Raw genomic sequence first — 20,431 nt, 5'->3', positions numbered from 1 at the left:
CTGTTGCTGTTGCTCCGGCCTCGGCGGGTGCCGGGCGCAGCCCGGCCGCAAACCCCTTACTTCTTTGCGCGCGGCTGGTTCAGTGGCTCCATCGCGCGGAAACGCTGGCTGTACTCGTCGGTCAGATTCCGCGCTTCCAGACTGTTGCGCACGATGCTCGGGGTCAGCAGCACGATCACTTCGGAACGGCGGCTGGAGCGGCTCTTCTGCCCGAACAGCGCGCCAACCACCGGAATCCGGCTCAGGCCGGGAATGCCGCTGCTGCCATCGGTGCCCGAATCGGTGATCAGGCCGGCCAGCATGATGGTGTCGCCGCTCTGCACCGCCGCTTCGGTCGACAGCTTCTTTGTGGAAATGCGCGGGTTGCAGTTGCGCTCGGTCGGATTGCAGTTGTCGGGCACGTTCGAGGCGCTGCTCACTTCCTGCACGATGTCGAGGAACACCGTGCCGTCGCGGGTCACGCGCGGGCGCACCTTCAGGATCACGCCGGTGTCGATGTACTGCACCGAGCTGTAGCTGCTGGTGCCGATGCCGGTATTCACCGTGGTGGTGTTGATCGGCACCTTGTCACCGACGTTGAGCGTGGCCTCGGCGTTGTTGCGCACGAACACCGAAGGCGTCTGCAGCAGGCGTACATCCGTGACCTTGTCCAGCGCACTCACCACCGCCGCGCCATTGTGGCCGGTGAATGCCCAGCCCAGGCCTTCGCCGCCCGTTGCGGCACCGGCGAAGCTGCTCCACGAGCCACCCGCTGTCGCCGGCAGGGTCACGCCGCCCAATGCGCCCGTCAGGGCACGCCCGGCCACGGCGTTGTCGAAGAACCAGTTCACGCCGTACTTCAGGTCGCCATCGAGCGAGACCTCGGCCACCTGGGCTTCGATGTGCACCTGCAGGGGCATCACATCCAGCTTCTCGATCACCTCGCGGATCGACCGCCAGGCCTGCGGGGTCGAACGCACCAGCAGGGTGTTGGTCTCCTCCACCGCCGACACGCCCACGCGGTCGCCTTCCACTTCCAGGCTGACACTGACGTTGCCGGACTGGCGCTGCGGCAGGTTCATGCTGCCGTTGCCACCGCCACTGGAGCTGCTGCCCGGGACCGAGCCGAAGCTGCTGCTGTTGTTGTTGGTGCTGTCCATGCCACGATCGGAGTCGCTGCCCAGCTGCGACGGCATCGCCCCCGGGGCCAGCGAGGCCGGACTGGAACCGCCGCGGTTGCCACTGCTGGCAAATGCTTCACTGAGCCGTTCGGCCAGGTCACGCGCCTTGATGTACCGCAGCTCGTAGGAAAACAGGCGGGCACTGCCACCGGCGGTATCGATGCGGTCCAGCCACTGCTGGATCTGGTCCAGGTAACGCACCTGCGGGGTGATCACCAGCACCGCGTTGGCGTTTTCCAGCGGCAGGAAGCGGAACATGCCGGCACTGGGCGTCTTGCTCTCCTCGCCGAATACTTTCTCCAGGTCGGCAGCCACCTGCTCGGCCTTGCCCGACTGGATCGGGAACACGCCCACCGACATGCCCGACAGCCAGTCGACGTCGAAGATCTCGACGGTGCGCATGTAGTTTTCCAGCTCGGCGCGGGTACCACCCAGGGTGATCACGTTGCGGCCGCTGTCGACGTTGACGATCGCATTGGGCCGCGCATACGGCTCCAGTACCTTCTTCATTTCGGTGGCGGAGATGAACTGCAGCGGGATGACCCGTACCTCGAAGCCTCGCGCACTGGCAGCGGGCGCCGTGCTCGGCGCGACCGTACCGGCCAGCGCCTGGTCGGCGGCGACGATGTTGTAGCGGCCACCGCTGTAGACCATGCGTGCGTTGTTCCAGCCCAGCACCATCTCCAGCAGGTTCAACGCCTGCGCCGGCGACACCGGCTTGGGCGTGGCCAGGGTGACCGTGCCCTGCACCCCCGGTGCGATCACGTAGTTCTGGCCCAGCATGTCACCGAGGATGGCCTTGACCACCGCATGCACCGATTCGCCTTCGAAATTGAAGGTTGCTTCACCGGTGCTGGCGCCATGCAGTGCCGGTGCCGGTGCGCGTGCTGCTTCGCGGTTGATCATGGTGCCGGTGCCACGGCGGATCACTGCCTGCGGAGCGCCCTGCGCGTCACGGGCAGCATCCGCGGCGACATTGGCCGCCTGGCCGGCCTCGGCAGTGGGCGACAGATTGCCCTTGCGCTGCACATGCGGCGCGGACACGGTGCTGCAGCCGACCAGCAGCGCGAGGGCAAAGGACCAGGGAAGGAAACGCAGGCTCATGCATTCACTCTATCGGTTGGTGCCATCGCCCGGGGGCGGCGACGGTTGTTGCTGCTGTTGTTGTTGCTGCAGCTGGCGGCGACGGGCCTGGATGCGTTCGCGGATGGCCTGCATCTGCGCTTCGCTGGGGCCGTTGTTGGTGGCAGGGGCGGATGCCGCAGCCGAGGGCGCTGGCGCACTGCCAGCAGGCGACGGCGATGGGGTTGCCGCAACCGGCGGCGGTGCCGGCGGAGCGCCTGCCGGGGGCGGCACAACGATCGCACCTGCCGGCGGCACACCATTGGCGCCGCGCAGTACGGTCGGCGGTTCACCGCCCTGCCCGTTGAATACCGCCAGTTCCAGCACCTGGTTGCCACCGGGGCCGATCACGGTGGCCTGGCGCGGCTGCAGCGCCACCAGCTGCCAGCCGTCGACGGCTTCACCGTTGAGGCGCAGGCGCAGCGAGCGGTTCTGCTCGGTGGTGAAAGTGGCCATCCCGAAGTTGCCGGTCAGCAGCACGCCGGTCAGGCGCAGCGCGGCACTGGCGGCGGGCTCGCTGCCACCGAGCAGGTAGGGCTTGGGCCTGCGGTCCTCGGCGAACAGCGGCCGCTCGCTGATTGCGCTGTAGCTGTCGGCGCTGGGCATGCGTTCTGCAGCCAATGGCGGCAGCACCGGCAACGAGGGCACCGCGTCGGCATTGCCGCCGGCAGCTGGCTGCTGGCTGCCCAGCCCGAAGCCGGTGGCCAGCCAGACCGCTGCCGCCCAGCCGGCCAGTGCCAGCAGGAAACCGGTGCGCAGGCTGATCTGCTCAAGCTTCATCGGCCACCTCCTGCCCCTCTTCCGGCGCAGCCGGTGAAGGTGCCGGTGCAGCCGAAGGCGGTTGCGGCGCCGCGCCCGGCTCGGCTGCAGGTGCCGCCGCAGCGTCATCGGCAGCGGCACCGGGCAGCAGGTAACCGGCCAGTTCGAACGACACGTCCAGGCCGAGCCCGGATTCATTCGGCGACTGCTGGAAGCGCTGCGCGATCAGGTTGAGGTTGTCGACGAACAGGCGCGGGCTGCCGGTTTCCAGGCTGTGCAGCACCGTGGCCAGTTCGGCCACACCGCAACGCAGGCGCACCTGCATGGCAACGCGCACGAACTCGGCGTCACGACGGTTGTCGGTCAGTGGCGTGCGGTTGCTGATGGTGCAGCTGCGGTTGCCCGGGCTGGCCATCGCCACCGCATCCTGCAGCTTCGCGCCGAGCGCAGCGGCTGCAGCTTCGGCGGTGGCTTCACGCAGGAAGCCCGGCCGCTGCTGCAGTGCCTCGCGGGTGGCGCGCAGGCGTTGTTCGATCTGCGGCTGCTGCTGCAGCTGCGCCTGCACGCGCTGTTCGCGCTCGCGCAGGGCGGCCACGTCGGCATCGATTTCGCGCAGCGGCTGGGTGAACCAGGGGTGCACCAGCAGCAGGTAGGCCAGGCCCAGCACTGCCAGCAGCAGCGCCAGTGCCAGCCAGCGGTCACGGCGTGCGCTTGGCATCGGCATCGGCCGCCTCCCGGGTCGGGGCCGCAGCCGGCAACGGCTGCAGTTCGGCGGTCATGGTGAAGCGGTCACGGCCACTGGCGGCGCCATCGGCCTGCAGTACGCCGGTCAGATTGACCTTGCGCCACTGCGGCGCATCCTGCAGCAGCTGCACCAGCTGCGAGGCCTCGCGGCTCAGGCCGATCAGCTGCAGGTTGTTGTTCTCGATGGCCAGCTTTTCCAGGTAGGTGCCCTCCGGCAGGCGCCGGGTCAGTTCATTCCAGATTTCCACCGTTCCGGCACGCTGGCTGCGCTGCTTTTCCAGGAATGCGGCACCATCGATCAGCGCCTGCAGCTGCGCGCGTTCGCTGGCGACACCACGCGCACTGCGTGCACTGCGCTCGACCTGCGCACGCAGCGCATCGGCAGCGTCACGGCGGTTGTCGAGCAGCTGCACGGCGGCCAGCACCAGCATCACCAGCGCGGCCACCGCCAACAGCACATTCCAGCGCCGCATGGGATCCGCGCGCAACTGGCGCTGCGCCGGTGGCAGCAGGTTCACCTGCAGAGGCTCACCCTCGCTGTCGATGGCATCGACACCGGCCAGTGCATCGGCCCACTCGCCCACGCTGGCCCGCCACGCTTCCAGCTGGCGCAGCGGCCAGGCGATCAGTTCGACCTGCAGCTGGCCCTCGGCTGCGCCCCCCAGCTCACGCACGTCAAAGCTGACCTGGCTCGATTCGAACGGCGTCTGGCGGTCGATCTCGAAACCGACCACGGCGCGCAGGCGGTCGGCCGCAGCCGCGGGCAAGCGCAGATGACGACGCAGTACCTCGCTGGCCGGCAGCAGCCACACCCGTGGCAGGCTGCGCAGCCGCGGTTCCAGCACGCGGTCCAGTTCCACCGGCGACAGCGGCCATGGCACGCTGGCAACCGCTTCGCGGCGTTCACCGGCCTCACGCCAGACCTGCAGCTGGTCACCCTGGCGCTGCAGCAGCAGGCGCGCCTGTGCCCAGCCCAGCGCCCACTGCCAACGGGCCGGCACCCACGCCAGCAGCGATTGCCGCCACCAGCGCAGGAAACGGCCGGCGCCCGGGCCGATCCGGCCCTGCACCTGCCGCACACTGTCCTGCCATGCCGTCATCTTGCTGTCATTCCCTGCTCCCAGCGAAGCACTGTGTAGGACCGCCCGGGAACCCCGCCCGAGCCATTGCGTACCACTGCCTGCAACACCGACCGGCGTCCACTGCTGTCGGTTGCACGGGACTCGATACTATAGGTGCCGCTGCTGCTGGCAAGCGTTGTCGCACCGCCAGCGGTATCTGCGTCACGCTCCTGCTGGGCGCGCTGCGCCAGCACGGTATCCGCATCCAGCCCCAGTGCGGTCAGCACCGGCGCGCTGGCGAACTGGGGATCCGGGCGCGCCTGGCGGCTGTACAGGGTCAGGTGGGGCAGCATGGCCTTGTACAGCGGGCCGCGCATGCCCAGCACCCGCTGCAGTTCGCCGAGTGTCTCAAAGCGCTTGTTGCGCGGGCCATACGGCAACCCGGCCGCCGCGTAGTCCGGCGCTTCGGCACCGCCACCGGGCTGCAGCAGGCTGTCTTCATCACGCCAGTCAACAATGGCGCCGGCCATCTGCCGGGCAGCGCCTTCGTCTTCACCGAGTGCCTTGAGGAACGCCGTCAGCAGGGTCACGTCGGCCAGGTTGAGGTTGATCTTGCCATTCTCGTCCAGCACCTTGATCTCGATGCTGGCGTCATCGAACTGCCAGCGGTAGGTGCGGCCATCGGCACGCCAGGGCGCCCGCAGCGGATCAGCGGACAGGCGCAGCAGCGCGTACTCCAGGCCGGCGCGCGCACGTTCCTGCCCGCGTGCCTCGTCATCCAGTACCCGCTGCTGCAGATGCTCGACCCGTGCGCTCAGCGCGAACGCACCGACCAGCGCGGTCATCAATGCGATCAGCCACAGCACCAGCACCAGCGCCGCACCGTGTTGCCGGTTCATCGCGCACCTCCACTGCCACCGGCGCGCGGTGCCACCACCAGCAATGGCCAGGGCGCGCCCTTGGCGGGCACGATCCTGATCTCCACCAGCATCGGCAGCCGCCGGGTATCGTCCCAGCGCGGCATCCAGTCACTCATCTGACCGGTGCCCGCATCGATGCCGCGATAGCGCAGCTGCACCGACTTCAGGTTCTCAACCAACACCTCCGGCGGGCGTGGCGGATTCTCGGCGATGCGCTCGCCTTCCTGCAGCAACACTAGGTCCAGCAGCAGGCGCTGTTGCCCCTCGCGTCCGTCCACCTGCAGCGCGTGCAGGTAGGAGCCTCCACGGCCGAGGTAGCCGGGCAGGTCGGCGGCGAACAGCATGCGCTGTTCTTCCCCTTGGAAGAACACCGGTTCGCGGGTGGGGTCCGGGACCTCCAGCGGGGTGCGCAGTGCGCCGGCCAGCTGCCTGCGCAGCAGAGACTCGACCGCCCGCATGCGTTCACTTTCGGCGGCGATCTGTTCGCCGCGCTGGCTGACCGCCATCGCCGAGCGCACGCTGGCAAAGGCCAATGCCAGGCCGCCGGCCAGCAGCACGGTGGCCAGCATTACTTCGACCAGGGTGAACCCTGCGGCGCGGCGCTTCACCGCGCATTCTCCAGGTCGGGCGGCAACAGGCGCAGGCTGCGCCAGCGCAGCTGTTCGCGCTCGCTGTCACCCCAGCGCACCTGCAGCTGCAGTTCGGCCAGCCAGGGGGTTCCCGGTGACGTTGCCTGCGCGACATTGCCTGCGCGCGGCTCCGCCCACGGCTGGACCTGCAATTCCCAGTGGTAGCGCCCCTGCTCCCAGTCTCCCTGCCGGCTGCCTGCCTGCAGCGGCGAGGCGACGCCGGTTTCGGCCAGCAGCGACTGCGCATGCAGCACCGCGCGCGTGCGCAGCTCGGCATCGCGCACCTGTTTTGCGCCACCGGACAGGCTGCCCAGCAGCAGCGTCAGCGCCAGGCCCAGCAGGGCGAAGGCGATGATCACTTCCAGCAGGGTGAAGCCGCGGGCGCGCCGCTTCATTGCGCCCGCCAAGGGCCAGAGCGGACCTCACCGGTCAGCCAGCCCACGTCGATGCGCCATTCGGCGTCGTCACGCTGCAGCCGGATGCGGCCACCGCTGGAGCCGCCATCGGGGTGGAACTCGATCACGCCCTGCCCCGGCGCGGTGGCCAGCTGCGCGGCGCCTTCGAACTGCACCTGCAGCTGTGCCGGCACGTCACCGTGGCGCTGGTTGGCGCCTTCCCAGCGCCGCTTGGCCGGCTCGATGACAAAGCGCTGCGGCTCGCCGCGGGTGATCGCCTGCGCGCGCACCATGCGCAGCTGGTTGGCGATGTCCTTGCCGGCGCTGCGCAGCTGCATGCCAGCGAAACCGCGTGACAGGCCGGCAGCGGTGATCAGGCCGATCGCGGCGATCAGCGCGATCACCAGCAGCATTTCCAGCAGCGACAGGCCCGCTGCGCGCCTGCCGGGCAGGCGCGGGCGTTGCAACCGGCGCGGCAGGAAACGCGACATGCCCGGTTACGGCTGGTAGCGGATGTCGGCGTCGACACTGCTGCCACCGGCCTTGCCGTCCTTGCCCAGGCTGATCAGCTCATACGGCTGGCCCTCGCCCGGCGTGCGGTATTCCAGCGCATGGCCCCACGGATCGTTCAGATCGGCCGGCTTGGCATAGGGCCCCAGCCAGCCAGCCACACCAGCCGGTGCAGTCACCAGATCATTGAGCGAGCCGGGCAGCTTGCCGGTATCGATCTGGTAGTTGTCGACCTTGGATGCGACGGTCTGCACCTGTGCCTTGGCAATGTTGGCCTTGCCGCGGTCGGCGCCACCCAGCACGCGGCTGGCGACCAGGGTCAGCACCGCGCCGATCAGCACGATGACGATGATGATCTCCAGCAGGCTCATGCCCGACTGGTTGCGCGCTGCGGTGAAGGAAAGGCGGATCGGTCGACGGGAAGCAATCATGGTCGGTCCTTTCAGTTGCGGAGTGTCGGGGTTGCGTAGGGATCCATCGTCAACCGATGGCATTGGTCAGGTCGTACAGCGGCACCAGCACGGCAACGATCACCGCACCCACCACCGAGGCCAGCACCAGGGTGATCGCCGGCACCATCGCCGCCAACAGGCGGTCGATGCGGCGGGCGCTGTCCTGTTCGAAGGTGTCAGCCGCTTTCAACAGCATGGTATCGAGCGCGCCGGACTCCTCGCCAACCTGGATCATCTGCAGGGCCAGGCGCGGGAAACGCTTGCCTCGCGACAGTGCCAGCGACAGGCCGGCGCCGTTCTTCACTTCATCGGCGGCCGTTTCCACGTCGGCTGCCAGCGCGCGGTTGCCCAGTACGTTGCGGGCGATGCCCAGTGCACCCAGCAGGGGCACGCCGTTGCGCAGCAGGGTGCCCAGCGTGCGCGCCAGGCGCGCGGTTTCCAGTTCACCGACGAGACGACCGATGCCGCGGCGCTGCAGTAGCCAACCATCCAGCGCCAACCGGAAGGCCGGCTGCCGCGCCTTGCGTTCGAAGAACAGCGCCACCAGCGCCGGCACCACCAGCAGCAGCACCCACCAGTCACGCACGAACAGGCCCAGCTGCAGCACTGCGTTGGTGAACCACGGCAGCGCCACGTCCAGGCTCTCGTACATCTGCGCGAACTGCGGCACCACGTAGCCAAGCAGGAACAGCAGCGCACCACCCACCACCACCAGCAGGATGGCCGGGTACACCAGCGCGTTGATCACCTTGCCCTGCAGGGCCCGGCTGCGTTCGAGGTAGTCGGCCAGGCGCTGCAGGGTTTCGTGCAGGCTGCCGCCGGCCTCACCGGCACGCACCATGTTCACGTACAGGCGCGAGAACAACCCATGCTGGCGTTCCAGTGCGATCGACAGCGGCGCGCCACCGCGCACCACATCGCGGATGTCGGTGATCGCGCGACGCGAACGATCGTCTTCGGGCAACCCGAGCAGGATCGACAGCGCGCGGTCCAGCGGCTGGCCCGCACCGAGCAGTGTCGCCAGCTGCTGGGTGAACTGCAGCAATGCCGCGCCCTGCAGCGGCCGTTGGCGGAACAGGTTGCGCCAGGTACCGCCACCGATCGCACCGCCATCGGCCAGCTGTGTCTCCATCGGCAGATGGCCCTGGTCCTGCAGGCGCGCGACCAGCTCGGCCTCGCTGGCCGCTTCCATCTGCCCGTCGAAGATCTCGCCGTGCGGATTCAGTGCCTTGTAACGGTAGGTCGGCATGTCAGCCCCGTCGTCCTGCGCGCATCAGCTTTCCTCGGTGACACGCAGGACTTCCTCGATGGTCGTCTGCCCACTGAGGGCCTTGGACAGGCCGTCTTCGTACATCGTGCGCATGCCGGCTTCGCGGGCAATGCGTTCGATCTCGCCCATGCCGTCGCGGCGCATCACCGCACGCCGCAGCGCATCGTTCATCACCAGGAATTCCATGATGGTGGTACGACCGAGGTAACCGGTCGGCGCCAGCGCCGAGGGCCTGGGGCGGAACAGATGGATCGGCCCTTCCGGCTGCAGGCGGCGCAGCTCGAAGCGTTTGATTTCCTCCGGCGAAGCCTCGTAGCGCTCGGCGTGGGTCGGTTCCAGCCGGCGCACCAGGCGCTGGGCCAGAATCCCGTTGATGGTGGAGGTGAGCAGGTAGTCTTCCACGCCCATGTCGAGCAGGCGGGTGATACCACCGGCGGCATTGTTGGTGTGCAGGGTGGACAGCACCAGATGGCCGGTCAGTGCCGACTGGATCGCGATGCGCGCGGTTTCCAGATCGCGCATTTCGCCGATCATGATGATGTCCGGATCCTGGCGCACGATGCTGCGCAGCGCGTTGGCGAAGTCCAGGCCGATCTGCGGCTTGGCCTGGATCTGGTTGATGCCCTCGATCTGGTACTCGACCGGGTCCTCGACCGTGATGATCTTGACGTCGGCGGTATTGAGCTGGCTCAGCGCGGTGTACAGCGTGGTGGTCTTGCCCGAGCCGGTCGGGCCGGTCACCAGCAGGATGCCGTGCGGCTGTTCCAGCACCTTGCGGAACTGCGGCAGGAACGCATCGGTGAACCCCAGCCGGTGGAAATCAAACACCACTGTCTCGCGGTCGAGCAGGCGCATCACCACGCTTTCGCCGTGCGCGGTCGGCACGGTGCTCACGCGCAGGTCCAGCTCCTTGCCCTGCACGCGCAGCATGATGCGGCCGTCCTGCGGCAGGCGGCGCTCGGCAATGTTGAGCCGGGCCATGATCTTGATGCGGCTGATCACCGCTGCGGTGAGGTTGGCCGGCGGGCTTTCGCCCTCCACCAGCACGCCATCGACACGGTAGCGGACCTTCAGGCGGCTCTCGAACGGTTCGACATGGATGTCCGACGCGCGCAGTTCCACCGCACGCTGGATCACCAGGTTGACCAGGCGGATCACCGGCGCTTCCGAGGCCAGGTCGCGCAGGTGCTCGATATCGTCGACCGCGCCGCCCTCGCCGTCTGCGGTCTCCACGATCGCGCCCATCGCGCTGCGGCCCTGGCCGAACCAGCGCTCGACCAAGTCATCGATCTCCGCGCGCATGCCCAGCACCGGTGTCACCGGAACCCCCAGCGCCAACTGCACGGCCTGCTGCGGATAGGCATCGTGGGCATCGGCCAGCCACAGACGCACCCCGTGTTCATTCAACTCCAGCGGGCACACATGGAACTGCTTCAGGAAGCGCAGCGACAGTGGCATGCCCTCGGCCAGTGCCTGTGGCGGGGCCTCCGGCACCTGCCTGCCCTCCAGCAGCGGCAGGCCCAGCACCTCCGCGCTGGTCTGTGCCTGGTCGCGTTCAGACACCAGGCCCAGGCGCACCAGCAGGCCCAGCAGGCTGCCGCCGGCCTCGGCGTGCAACGGCCGCGCGCGCGCCAGGTCTCCTTCCTTGAGCCGGCCGCGTGCCAGCAGCGCATCCAGGATGCGGCCTTCGGCATCGTCGGTAACGGTTGCAGCGAGCGCGTTCACGTGACTCTCCTGTCAATCGGACCGACTTTAGCAGTTAAGCCATGATTTCCGCCGCCCTGCGGCCAGCTTTCGTAAAAAGACGAAGCCCGTCACACAGGATGACGGGCCTCGGCCGTTCAACTACGACACGTCAGGCTTACTGCGTGGCGAGGATGCTCACGCCGTTGTAGGCCGCTTCGCCCACTACCTTGATGTAGTAGGTGCCTGCCACCGGCTTGTTCACCCGTACCGTTTCGGACGTGCCGGGACGGGTCGACTTGCCATCGTTGTCGCTGGCGCTCGGCTCGCGACCCTGGGCGATGTAGACGGACACGTTGCCGGTGCCACCGTAGGTGATCACGCTGAGCTGCTTGCCAGCGGCTGCCTCGAAGCTGTACAGGCGGCTGCTGCCGGCCGTGCCGTTCAGCCCCCCCACGGCGGCCTTGTTGGTCAGCGGCGTCGCCACCGGTCCACAGTTCTCGGTGCACGGCTCTTCCAGCGCCTTGGCCAGCGCCGCCTTGGCATCGACGATGCCGGTGCCGATCGGAGTGGCGGTCGGGATGCTGACCGGGAACGGACGCGCGGTTTCCTTCAGCAGGGTGCGCATCGCGGCGGGGGCCAGCGGATCCTTGCCCTTGGCGATCAGCGCGCTCTGCACCAGTGCAGCGACGGCAGCCACGTGCGGCGAGGCCATCGACGTGCCGCCCATGCCCATGTAGCTGTAGCTGCCCGACTCCGGCGTGGTGGCCGCATCGGAACCGGACTGCCAGACGTAGCCGCCGGGATTGCCGTCGACGCTGCCACCACCACCCGGACCGGACAGGTCCACGCGGGTGCCGTAGTTGGAGTAGTAGGTGATGCCGCCGGTAATGCGGGTGGCGCCGACGGTCACCACGCCGTCGCAACTGGCTGGACGGTATTTGGAGGCGTTGTCGGTCTCGTTGCCGGCCGCCACGACCACGGTGGTGCCACGCGAGATCGCGCCATTGATCGCTTCCTGGTAGGTCCCGTCGCAGCTGCCGCTGCCGCCGAGGCTCATGTTGATGACCTCGGCCGGGTTGGCATTGGCGGGTACGCCGGCCACCGTGCCGCCGGAGGCCCAGGTGATGGCGTCGGCTATATCGGAAAGGTAGCCACCGCACTTGCCGAGCACGCGGACCGGCAGCACCTTGGCCTTGTGCGCGACGCCGGCCATGCCGACGCCGTTGTTGGTCTGCTCGGCCACGGTACCGGCCACATGGGTACCGTGCCAGGAGCTGTCCTCGGCGACGGAGCCGGTGTAGCACTCGTTGTCGTTCTCGACCCAGTCACCATAGTCCTGCGCGCCCGGCACGCGGTCGTTGGTGGCACGGCGCGACGTCTCGGCATCGCTGATGAAGTCGTAGCCTTCCAGCAGGTTGCCGACCAGGTCCGGGTGCTGCGGCAGGATGCCGGTGTCGAGTACCGCCACCACCACGCCTTCGCCCTGCGATACATCCCACGCCGACGGTGCGTTGATGCCGCCGGTGGCGTTGTGCAGGTGCCACTGGTACTGCTGGTAGTAGGGATCATTCGGCGCCAGCGCCGGCTGCACGTCACCGGCACGCAGCTCCGTACGGCGCAGCTTCACATCGGCCTCGGCGTACTGCACGGACGGATCGGCCTTCAGTTCCTTCAGCACGCGCTGCAGTTCGGCAGGCGCCAGGCGCCCCTGCAGGCGGATCAGGTCGGCACCGACGCCCAGCCTGCGCACGACCTGCGGGCCGAGCGCGCTGGCGCGGGTAGTGCCACCGGACAGGCTGGCGCGGGTCAGCGCGGACTGCACGGTGGACAGCTTGGCCGACCGGTCGCCCGCCGCAGCGGTGCCGGCACGGTACTTGACGATGATGCGCTGGGTGCCCGGCTCGGCGGTGCTGGCCTGGCGCACCGGTTCACGGGTCGGCAACCCGGCGGCGTGGACGGCACCGACGGCGGTCATCGACAGCACGGCGGCGGCAAGCACATTGATGCGAAGGTTCTGCTTCTTGATCACGTCGAATTCCTCTTCTGGGTCATGGATCGAACCAACACTGCGGCCATCATTCCTTGACGACTCCCGGCCGGCCCAGCCGGGATTGCCGTGACCTCCCCCCAGGCCCTGTTTGCAGGTTTGGCGCCGGCGTGGGTGGCCGCCGGCGCAGTGGTTTGGCTTACCAGCCGAAGCCGGCACCGACGCCAACCGAGCTGTCGTCACTGCTGAAGGCACCGCCGAAGGTAACCGTGGCGCGATCGCTGATCGCACGCTGGTAGCCCAGCGACAACGCCGACTCGCCGCCCTGGAAACCGATGCCGACGCCGACCCGGTTCTGGGTGCGGATACCGGCGGCACTGGTGGCCATGTTGAGCATCGCCGCACTCATCGCACCCTGGCGGTCGATGCGGCGGTCCATGTGGCGCAGGCGTCCATCGATTTCACCCTTGAACACATCGAAGCTGTCGGCGACGGCCTGGACGCGGCTGTCGGTGTAGCTGTTCGCCGTGGCCACGCCACGGTCCAGCTGGCCCTTGTTGACGGCGTCGGTGGCGGTGGTGCCGGCGGCGACGTTGGTGACCTGGCGTTCGTTGCCTTCGCTGCCGACCGACACGGTGTTGGCACGATCGGCGACCGAACCCTGGCCCAGTGCCACGGCGTTGGCAGCCGTGGCACTGGCACCCTGGCCGACCGCGGTGGACGACGCGCCGCTGGCGACGGCGCCCTCGCCCATGGCCACCGCATTGGCGCCGGTCGCCGGGGTCCCGACCGGAATGCCAGCACCCGCCGCGGCGGCCGTCGGCGTACCCTGCACCCGCGCGGTGCCGGCCGGTGCTGCATCGGCTGTTGCACGCGCATCCGCGGCGCTGGCCAGCGGGCTGTCATCCAGCGAGGCACTCATCGCGCGCAGGCTGGCGGTTCCGGCACGCGTGCCACCGGCGGTGCGACGGTCGATCTCGCTGACCTTGCGGTCCAGCGCGCCCAGCGCATCGCCGACGTTGCTGTAGGTGGCGCCCTGGATCACGTAGTTCGGCGCCACGAACACGCCCTGCATGCCAACGCTGGCGCCACCGCCGAGGAAGCTGGCGGCATCACTTAGCGACTGGAACAGCTGCCCGCCGTTGATCGCCTGGCGGCTACCGGCGGCGATGCTGCCGGCACCGACGTTGTCGATGGTGGTGCCCTGGAAACCGGACAGGGTCAGTCGGTCACGGCTGGCGTCGTCGTAGCCGACCGCACTGGCCGCCGTGGTCTCGACCGTCGCGATGCGCGAGTCGAAGTCACCCACGCGGGTTTCCACTGCTCCCACCCGCTGGTTGGTGACGTTGAGCTGGGAGCCGGTGATCGCATCGGTGCTGCCGGCAGCGATGCGGCCGTCGGCGACGTTGACGATGCGCCGCGTGGCCGGACCGGCGGTGCCGTTGCCACCGCCGACCGAGACCACGTTGGCCTCCAGCGCGCGCGAACCGGCACCCAATGCCACCGAGTTGTTGCCGCTGGCGCCGCTGTTGGCACCCAGTGCCAGCGTCGCATTGCCGATGGCCGCGGCACCGCTGCCCAACGCATTGCTGCGGCCGCCACTGGCGTTGGCGTTGCCGCCAATGGCCACGGCATCGGTGCCGGTGGCACTGGCGGTACCCGAACCGTTGGCCTTGAAGCGTTGGCCGACCGCATCGGCGGTGGCGGCCACTGCATCGAGCTGGCCCTTGTTCACCGCATCGGTGGCCTGCGTACCCGCCGCGACATTGGTGAGCTGGCGGTTGATCGCGCTGTGGGTGACGCCGGCGGCATCGACCCACTCCTGCGCAGCACCCACCGACACCGTGTTGGCGCGGTCGGCCAGCGAGCCCGCGCCCAACGCGACGCTGTTACCGGCGTCCTTGGTGGTCCAGGTGTTGCTGCCGAGCACCGTCGCGTTGCTGGCCTGCGCATAGCTGTTGTAACCGACCACGGTGGCGCCATCTTCGGTGGCCCACGCTTCACTGCCGATGGCGGTAGTGAACTGGCCGGCGCTGGCGCTGGCTGCATCCTGTCCGGCCAGTGCGTTGAAGCCGACCGCCACGCCGTTCAACCCGGTGGCGGCGTTGTTGCCCAGAGCGGTGCCGTACTCGCCAGCCTTTGCCTGCACGCCGAAGCCGGCGCCGGCGATCTGCGCGATGGTGCCCTGGCCCACCGCCGTGGAAACATCGGCGGCCTGCGCAGCACTGCCTACGGCGGTGCCGAAGAAGCCGGCGCTGGCACCTGCACCAAACGCCGTGGCGCGCCAGCCGCTGGCCTGCGCGAAGTTGCCGACTGCGGTCGTTTCGCGGCCATCGGCGATCGCGCCGTAGCCCACTGCGGTAGCCGCAAGGCCGGCGGCCTCGGCCATGCCACCGACAGCGGTCGCCCCGATGCCCTGCGACTGCGACTGCGCGCCGATCGCAATGCTGGCGGCGCCGCCGCTGCTGCTCTGTGCACCCAGCGCAACGGCACTGTCTGCGGTGCTGCTGGCACCGCTGCCGATGGCCACGCTCTGCTCGGCCGTGGCCAGTGCGTCGACGCCGACCGCCGTGGCATTGGCAGCGACCACCGTTGCGCCGCTGCCCAACGCCGTAGCGCCGTTGCCAATTGCATTGGCCGCATTGCCAGCGGCGAGCGCGTTGTCACCCTCCACCAGTGCGCCTGCTTCGCCATCGGCATTGCCGCTGGCCTGGAACTGGCGGCTGGTCTTGTCGGCAACGCTGGCCACCGCGTCCAGCTGGCCCTTGTTCACCGCATCGGTGGCTTCAGTGCCGGCTGCAACATGGGTCACCTGGCGCTCACCGCCCGCGGTTCCCACAGCCACGGTATTGTCGCGCTCGGCCTTGGAGCCGGCGCCCAGCGCCACGCTGTTCAACCCACTGGCGGTGGCACCGGCACCCAGCGCAGTGGCATCCGCCGCATCCGCCCACGAGTTCCAGCCGATCGCGGTCGCGTAGTCTTCGGTCGCCCACGCACCCGCACCGAATGCCGCTGCACCAGTGCCGCTGGCACGCGACGGGATCAAGCCGAAGAAGGTGCTGCCACCAATGGCCACACTCTCCTCGCCACTGGCCTCGCTGGACTGACCTACGGCCACGGCACCGGTACCGGCCGCGGCAGCGCCGAAGCCGACTGCCGTGGTGTTGGCACCACTGGCCGCCGAGCCATAGCCCAACGCGGTGCCGAGGCGTCCGCTTGCTTCGGCATAGCCACCGACGGCGGTGGTGCCATCGGCCGAGGCGGCGCTGCGGAAGCCGCTGGCCAGTGCCTGCGTGCCGCTGGCGTTGGATTCAGTGCCGGTCGCGGTGCTGTATGCACCACTGGCCTGTGCACGCGCACCCACGGCACTGGCACCCAGCTCGCTGGCGCTGACGCCGGTGCCGAGCGCAAGGCTGTCTTCGCCGGTGGCCTGTGCGGCACTGCCCAACGCTGCGGCGTTGTCGCCGGTGGCCAGCGCATCGAGGCCCACCGCCGTGGCGTTGGCCGCCAGCGCATTGGCGCCGCTACCGAGTGCGGTGGCGCCGTTGCCGATGGCGTTGGCCGCATCACCGGCGGCCAACGCGTTGTCGCCCTCAACCAGGGCGCCGGTTTCACCATCGGCGTTGCCACTGGCCTGGAACTGCCTGCTGGTCTTTTCCGCTGCAGCGGCTACGGCGTCGAGCTGGTTCTTGTTGACCGCATCAGTGCCCTGCGTGCCAGCAGCCACGTTGGTGATCTGGCGGGTATTGCCACCACCGCCCACCGACACGGTGTTGTCGCGGTCGGCGATCGAATCGGCACCCAGCGCCACGCTGTTGGACGCGCGCGATTCGGCGGCGTTGCCCAGTGCGGTGCTGTTGATGCCACCGGACCAGGCGCCACCACCGACGGCGGTGGAGTAGTTGCCCGATGCTTCGGTGGCCAGCACGCCGAACAGCGAACCGCCGACGGCAACACTGTTGGTGCCGGTGGCCAGGCTGCCCTGGCCGGTGGCCGTGCTGTAGGCACCGGAGGCTTCCGCATCGCCACCCACTGCCACACTGTTGGAACCGGAGGCATTGGCGAAGTTGCCGAAGGCGGTGGCGTTGAACGCCGAGGCCTGCGCATAGCCACCGATGGCGGTGCTGTAGCCACCGGTCGCTTCTGCACCGATGCCGAACGCTGCCGACGCGGTGCCGCTGGCCACGCTCTCGCTGCCGACAGCGGTGGCCGCATCGCCGCTGGCATTGCTGAAGTAGCCCACCGCCACGGCTTCCTCGCCGGAGGCTTCGGACAACACACCGTTGGCGGTACTGCCGGCACCACTGGCGATGCTGGCGGCACCGAACGCCGCGCTCTGCTCGCCGCTGGCTTCGCTTTCCGCGCCCTGTGCGGTGGCGTACTCACCGGTGGCCTGCGCGTTGGCACCGACGGCGCTGGCGTTGGCGGCGCTGGCCAGCGCGTTGAAGCCGATCGCCTGCGCGTTGTTGGCAAGCGCATTGGCACCACTGCCGAGCGCGGTGGCGCCGTTGCCGATGGCGTTGGCCGCATCACCGGCGGCCAGCGCGTTGTCACCGTCCACCAGGGCACCAGTCACGTCGTCGCCGTTGCCGCTGGCCTGGAAGAAGCGGCTGGTGGTGGTGGCGGTGGTTGCCACTGCATCCAGCTGTGCCTTGTTCACCGCGTCCGTGGCTTGGGTACCGGCAGCGACGTTGGTGACCTGGCGTTCGTTGCCGCTGCTGCCCACCGACACCGTGCGTGCACGGCTGGCAACTGAACCGGCACCGAGCGCGACAGCATTGCTGGCGCTGGCGTTGCTGCCGGCGCCCAACGCGATCGCACTTTCGCCGCCGGCCACCGTATTGGTACCGATGGCGATGCTGTTGATGCTGTTGCCCAGCGCCTGGAAGCCCAGTGCCACGCTGTTGTCGCCATAGCCGAACGCACCGCGGCCGACCGCAGTGGAACTGGCCCCATTGGCCCAGCTGTTGTAGCCGATGGAGGTTGCGCCGCTGCCACTGGCCCAGGCCGCGTTGCCAAAGGCCGACGCGTTGGTGGCGGTGGCCCACGCACCCGAACCGAACGCTGCTGCGCCACTGGCCGTCGCCCAGCTGTAACCCCCTACCGCGGTGCTGTCATCGCTGCTGGCGAAGGCGCTGTCACCAACCGCGACCGCATAGCTGCCGGTTGCACGCGACGTGCCGCCAGCAGCGAAGCTGTTGTCCCCGCTGGCCTTGGCCGCATTGCCGAACGCGCTGCTGGCGGCGCCGGTGGCCTGTGCGCCGCTGCCCACTGCGGTGGCGTTGGCGACGGCGGTGGTGCCTACCTGCTGCGCCGTGCCGTCGGCACCGATGATCGGCTGGTTGTACTCGTCGTAGGCCTGGCCGAGGCCACCGATGGCAACACCGCCGTTGCCGGTGGCGCTGCTGTTGCGACCCACCGCCACGCTGTCATCACCGATCGCCGAAGCGGCGGCGCCATGTGCAACCGCACCGACGCCGATCGCATTGCTCGACGAACCGGACGCCACCGCGCCTTCGCCCTCGGCGAGCGCACCGGCATTACTGCCCGCTTCCGGCTGGGCCTGGAAGAAGCGCGCGGTGTTGTCCGCGGTACTGGCCACGGCGTCCAGCTGCGCCTTGTTCACTGCATCGGTGGCTTCGCTGCCGGCAGCGACGCTGGTGATCTGCCGTTCGTTGCCGGCACTGCCGACGGCCACGCTGTTGGCGCGCACCGCTTCGGAATTCGCGCCAAGCGCGACGCTGTTGGCGCCACGCGCGGTGGCGTAGTACCCGACGGCCGTGCTCTGTGCGCCGCTGGCCCAGGTCTGCGCGCCGAGTGCGCTGGCATTCTCACCCGGGGCGTAAGCGAAGTAGCCAACGGCCGTGGCTTCAGCACCGGAGGCTTCGGTCAGGCTGCCGTTGGCCACCGCGCGGTCACCGCTTGCGATGGCACCGGCACCGACGGCTGTCGCCGCTTCGCCGCTGGCCTGGGTCTGCACGAAGAAACCCAGGCCGGGAATCAGGTCGGCCGGGCCACCGATGGCCACGCTGCTGGTGCCGGTGGCGTTGCTCTGCGTACCCAGCGCCGTGGAGTAATCACCGATGGCGTTGGCGACCGCACCGAACGCGGATGCCTGCGCGCCGGCGGCATAGGCACCTACCCCGTAGGACGACGCCGCAAAGCCGCTGGCTTCGGCACTGGCGCCCACCGCGGTGCCACCGACGCCGGCACTGGTGGCGCCGGTTTCCACCGGTACGCCGCCACTGGTGATCAGCGGATTGCCATCGGCATCAACAGCGGCACCACCGACGGCGACGCTGCCCGGGCCGTTGGCCTGTGCGTTGTTGCCGAACGCGGCACTGTTCTGGCCCGAGGCCAGTGCGTTGTTGCCCACGGCGGTCGCGTTCTGCGCAATGGCGTTGGCGCCCGCGCCCACAGCGGTGGCGCCGTTGCCGATGGCGTTGGCCGCCTCGCCGGCCGCCAGTGCCTCCTCACCTTCGGCCAGCGCGCCGGCATCGCTGTTGCTGCTGCCAGTTGCCTGGAACCGCTTGGCGGTGGCATCGGCCACGGCAGCCACGTCCTTCAGCTGGCCGACATTGACCGCGTCGGTATCTTCAGTACCTGCCGCAACGCTGGTGATCTGCCGGGTCAGGCCGTACTCGGTCGCACCGACGGACACCGTATCGACACGGTCGGCCAGCGAGCCTGCGCCCAGCGCCACGCTGCCGGTGGCAACCGCCGCCGAATTGGAGCCCAGTGCGGTGCTGTATTCGCCCACGGCGGTACTGAATGCACCCACCGCAATCGAGGCTTCGTTTGCGGCAGTGGCGCCTCGACCCAGTGCGGAACTGCCTGGGCCCATCGCCACGGCGCCACCACCTACGGCAGTGGCGCCGTCGGCGCTTGCTTCGGACAACGCACCCAGCGCGGTGGCCGCGCCGTTCTCGCTGGCGGCATAGGCGCTGGCGCCAACGGCGGTGTCACCGAGACCGAACGCTGCGGCGCTCTGCCCGACCACCACGCTGGCATCGCCGATCGCCAATGCGCCTTGTCCGAACGCACTGGCGCCGAGACCGGCGGCAATGGCCTGGGTGCCGATGGCGGTGGTGGCATTGGCCAAGGACTGGGCGCCGGCACCGGCGGCTACCGCGCCTTGCCCGTCGATCTTGGCCGCGTCGCTGTCATCACCTGCGCCATCAGCCTTGAAGTAGCGGTCCCCAGCTGCGGCGACATCCGCCAGCGCGGCCTGCGTGGCGCGCACCTGCGCATCCAGCTGCCCCTTGTTCACCGCATCGGTGGCCTGGGTACCGGCGGCCACGTTGGTGATCTGCCGTTCCTTGCCGGCATCGCCGACAGACACCGTGTTGGCGCGCGTAGCCTTGGAGCCTGCGCCCAGCGCAACGCTGTTGGCTGCACTGGCGCTGCTGTTGCCACCGATCGCCACCGCGTTGCTGCCCTTGGCACTGGCCGTGCCTTCAACCAGGCACTTTTCCAGCAGCTTGCCGCTGAGTGCCACACAGGTGGCGCTGCCACCGATCTGCACCGACTGTGCAGCGGCGGAACTGCTCATGCCCAATCCCAATACCAGGCCCAGTGCCACCGCCAACAGCGCGGGCGTGGCCTGTGTCGTATCGCGGCGCTGGTCGACAACACCACCGCTGCTGTCGGAGGAGGCCAGCTCCGAGGCCACCACCAACTGACCCAATGCTTTGTTCCAGACCTTGCGATAAATCCGATTCATCGGTACGGCTCCT

The 20,431-nt window shown here is 69.0% G+C and carries 13 protein-coding genes; all 13 read right to left on the bottom strand.

The window, feature by feature from the left end; genetic code table 11:
- Positions 1-56: 56 nt before the first annotated feature.
- Positions 57-2,264, bottom strand: coding sequence for a type II secretion system secretin GspD (gene gspD / locus ROV95_RS05970; protein WP_312543484.1), 2,208 nt, complete (start codon positions 2,262-2,264; stop codon positions 57-59).
- Between the two features lie 9 nt (positions 2,265-2,273).
- Positions 2,274-3,062: a hypothetical protein gene (locus ROV95_RS05965; RefSeq protein ID WP_312543483.1), complete on the bottom strand. Its 789-nt coding sequence runs from the start codon at positions 3,060-3,062 to the stop codon at positions 2,274-2,276.
- Positions 3,052-3,759, bottom strand: coding sequence for a type II secretion system protein GspM (gspM, locus tag ROV95_RS05960; protein ID WP_312543829.1), 708 nt, complete (start codon positions 3,757-3,759; stop codon positions 3,052-3,054). The genes ROV95_RS05965 and gspM overlap by 11 nt, the downstream gene beginning before the upstream one ends.
- Positions 3,740-4,885, bottom strand: coding sequence for a PilN domain-containing protein (locus ROV95_RS05955; protein ID WP_312543482.1), 1,146 nt, complete (start codon positions 4,883-4,885; stop codon positions 3,740-3,742). The genes gspM and ROV95_RS05955 overlap by 20 nt, the downstream gene beginning before the upstream one ends.
- Entirely contained in the window at positions 4,882-5,745 is an 864-nt protein-coding gene (locus ROV95_RS05950) for a general secretion pathway protein GspK (protein ID WP_134735097.1), read from the bottom strand. Before ROV95_RS05950 ends, ROV95_RS05955 begins: the two co-directional genes overlap by 4 nt.
- Positions 5,742-6,374 (bottom strand): type II secretion system protein J, encoded by a 633-nt coding sequence (locus tag ROV95_RS05945; protein WP_019661007.1) that lies wholly within the window; start codon positions 6,372-6,374, stop codon positions 5,742-5,744. The genes ROV95_RS05950 and ROV95_RS05945 overlap by 4 nt, the downstream gene beginning before the upstream one ends.
- Positions 6,371-6,790, bottom strand: coding sequence for a prepilin-type N-terminal cleavage/methylation domain-containing protein (locus ROV95_RS05940; protein ID WP_312543481.1), 420 nt, complete (start codon positions 6,788-6,790; stop codon positions 6,371-6,373). The genes ROV95_RS05945 and ROV95_RS05940 overlap by 4 nt, the downstream gene beginning before the upstream one ends.
- The gene (locus ROV95_RS05935) at positions 6,787-7,281 is read right to left on the bottom strand and encodes a GspH/FimT family pseudopilin (protein WP_019661005.1); all 495 of its coding nucleotides are present in this window, start codon (positions 7,279-7,281) and stop codon (positions 6,787-6,789) included. Before ROV95_RS05935 ends, ROV95_RS05940 begins: the two co-directional genes overlap by 4 nt.
- A 6-nt stretch (positions 7,282-7,287) precedes the next feature.
- On the bottom strand, positions 7,288-7,731 hold the full coding sequence (gspG, locus tag ROV95_RS05930) for a type II secretion system major pseudopilin GspG (RefSeq protein ID WP_021203164.1): 444 nt from the start codon (positions 7,729-7,731) through the stop codon (positions 7,288-7,290).
- 49 nt (positions 7,732-7,780) lie between these two features.
- Positions 7,781-9,001 carry a type II secretion system F family protein gene (locus ROV95_RS05925; protein ID WP_312543480.1) on the bottom strand — a complete coding sequence of 407 codons (1,221 nt, stop codon included), beginning with the start codon at positions 8,999-9,001 and terminating at the stop codon, positions 7,781-7,783.
- A gap of 24 nt (positions 9,002-9,025) precedes the next feature.
- Positions 9,026-10,747 carry a type II secretion system ATPase GspE gene (gene gspE, locus ROV95_RS05920; protein WP_058980469.1) on the bottom strand — a complete coding sequence of 574 codons (1,722 nt, stop codon included), beginning with the start codon at positions 10,745-10,747 and terminating at the stop codon, positions 9,026-9,028.
- A gap of 136 nt (positions 10,748-10,883) precedes the next feature.
- Complete coding sequence (locus ROV95_RS05915) at positions 10,884-12,737, bottom strand: S8 family peptidase (RefSeq protein ID WP_021203162.1); 1,854 nt, start codon at positions 12,735-12,737, stop codon at positions 10,884-10,886.
- Positions 12,738-12,894: 157 nt separating this feature from the next.
- On the bottom strand, positions 12,895-20,418 hold the full coding sequence (locus ROV95_RS05910; RefSeq protein ID WP_312543479.1) for an ESPR-type extended signal peptide-containing protein: 7,524 nt from the start codon (positions 20,416-20,418) through the stop codon (positions 12,895-12,897).
- Between the last annotated feature and the right edge of the window lie 13 nt (positions 20,419-20,431).

The organism is Stenotrophomonas maltophilia group sp. msm1 (genome assembly GCF_032025805.1).
Lineage (GTDB): Bacteria > Pseudomonadota > Gammaproteobacteria > Xanthomonadales > Xanthomonadaceae > Stenotrophomonas > Stenotrophomonas hibiscicola.
The sequence above is the reverse complement of the archived record's forward strand: the minus strand, read 5'-3'. Positions and strand labels throughout refer to the sequence as shown.